At 63.8% G+C, this 1739-nt stretch carries 2 protein-coding genes and 1 pseudogene; all 3 read left to right on the forward strand.

The features are described from left to right. The first annotated feature begins 50 nt into the window (after window positions 1–50). Window positions 51–800, forward strand: coding sequence for a cytochrome c1 (locus tag AB4Y84_RS20865; RefSeq protein WP_442243719.1), 750 nt, complete (start codon window positions 51–53; stop codon window positions 798–800). A 134-nt stretch (window positions 801–934) separates the two neighbouring features. Further along, window positions 935–1570 (forward strand): glutathione S-transferase N-terminal domain-containing protein, encoded by a 636-nt coding sequence (locus tag AB4Y84_RS20870; protein ID WP_089240017.1) that lies wholly within the window; start codon window positions 935–937, stop codon window positions 1568–1570. Window positions 1571–1654: 84 nt separating this feature from the next. Next, window positions 1655–1739: pseudogene (locus AB4Y84_RS20875) on the forward strand (ClpXP protease specificity-enhancing factor); the annotation flags it as partial.

Genomic DNA, 1739 nt, shown 5'->3' on the forward strand with positions numbered 1-1739 from the left:
ATGGACAAGGCTGGACAAGACCAAGCCGGTACCGGAAAGGGTGACCACGCATGACTGAGCGCTGGATGGTCCGGCTGGCCCTGGCGGCCGCCCTGATGCTGGGCAGTACCCTGGCCATGGCTGCCGAGGGCGGCACCAAGCTCCTGCAGGCCGGCAACGACCTGGGTGACCGGGCGTCGCTGCAGCGCGGCGCCCAGTTGTACATGAACTACTGCAGTGGCTGTCATGCACTGAAGTACCTGCGCTATTCGCGGATGGGCGATGACCTGGGGCTGAGCGAGGAAGAGGTGATGAACAACCTCAACTTCACCGGCTCGGCGATCGGCGATCCGGTGCCGGTGGCGATGCCCAAGGAGCAGGCCGAAAAGTGGTTCGGCAAGATGCCGCCGGACTTGAGCCTGATTTCCCGGGTGCGCGGCAGCGACTGGATCTACACCTACCTGAAGTCTTTCTACCTGGACAGCAGCCGCCCGCTGGGCTGGAACAACGCGCTGTTTGCCAACGCATCCATGCCCAATCCGTTGTGGGAGATGCAGGGCCTGCAGCATGCGGTGCATGGCAAGGCCGAAGCGCCGGGCATGGATCCGCCGGTGACGGGCCTGCGCATCGAAAGCCCGGGCTCGGTCGATGCGGCACAGTACGACCAGACCGTGCGCGACATCACCAACTTCCTTGAATACGCCGGCGAGCCGGCCGCGCTGAAGCGGCAGCAGCTCGGTGTCTGGGTGATCCTGTTCCTGGCCCTGCTGACCTTCCTGGTGTACCTGTTGAAGAAGGAATACTGGAAGGACGTGCACTGATCCAGGGCCGGCCATCGCAACGGGCCTATTGGCTTTTGTGATGGTCGGTTGCACACTCGGGGAGGAGTCGACCGTCAGCACGGTGCTGGCGGCGCCGATGCGGCAGGCGGTCTCCTGTCGTAGGAGAGCCTTTKATGGCGGCGAGCGTACGCATGCGCAATACACTGACGCTGTTTTCCTCGAACGACGATGTACTGTGCCACCGTGTGCGCCTGGTGCTGGCGGCCAAGGGCGTGAGTTTCGACTTCGTACCGGTGGATCCACAGAACCCGCCGGAAGATCTGATCGATCTCAATCCGTACCACTCGGTGCCGACCCTGGTCGAGCGCGAGCTGGTGCTGTATGCCGCGTCGGTGGTCAGCGAGTATCTGGACGAGCGCTATCCGCATCCGCCGCTGATGCCGGTTGATCCGCTGTCGCGCGCTCGCATCCGCCTGGCCATGCTGCGTATCGAGCACGACTGGGTGCCGCAGGTGCAGGCGATCCAGCTGGGCAACAAGACCCAGGCCGAGGCAGGGCGCAAGCGGCTGAAGGAACTGTTGACGGCATCGCTGCCGTTGTTCAAGGCCAGCAAGTTCTTCCTCAACCCGGAAATGAGCCTGGCCGACTGCGCGATGGCGCCGATCATCTGGCGCCTGCAGTCGCTGGATGTGCCGTTGCCGAAGGACAGCAAGGCGATCGAGGACTACGGCAACCGTATCTTCCGCCACCCCGGTTTCGTCCGCAGCCTGACCGATCAGGAAAAGAAACTGCGCGATCTGCCGGGCTGATCCGCCATCCGCTTTCCCGTCTGCACGCCGACCGGCGTGCAGGCGATCCGCCCCGGCCGGGGCGTCGGGCGCTACACTTCACGCATGACCGAAGACTTCTTCCACATGACCAGCCACCGACCGTACCTGTTGCGGGCACTGGTGGAATGGATCAATGACAACCAGCTGA

This window comes from Stenotrophomonas sp. 2YAF22 (assembly GCF_052114665.1).
In the GTDB taxonomy this organism is placed as follows: Bacteria; Pseudomonadota; Gammaproteobacteria; order Xanthomonadales; family Xanthomonadaceae; genus Stenotrophomonas; species Stenotrophomonas indicatrix.

What these genes read in the sequence shown, in the direction of transcription:
- AB4Y84_RS20865 (WP_442243719.1), top strand. Translation starts at nt 51, where the DNA reads ATGACTGAGCGCTGGATGGTCCGGCTGGCCCTGGCGGCCGCCCTGATG.
- AB4Y84_RS20870 (WP_089240017.1), top strand. Translation starts at nt 935, where the DNA reads ATGGCGGCGAGCGTACGCATGCGCAATACACTGACGCTGTTTTCCTCG.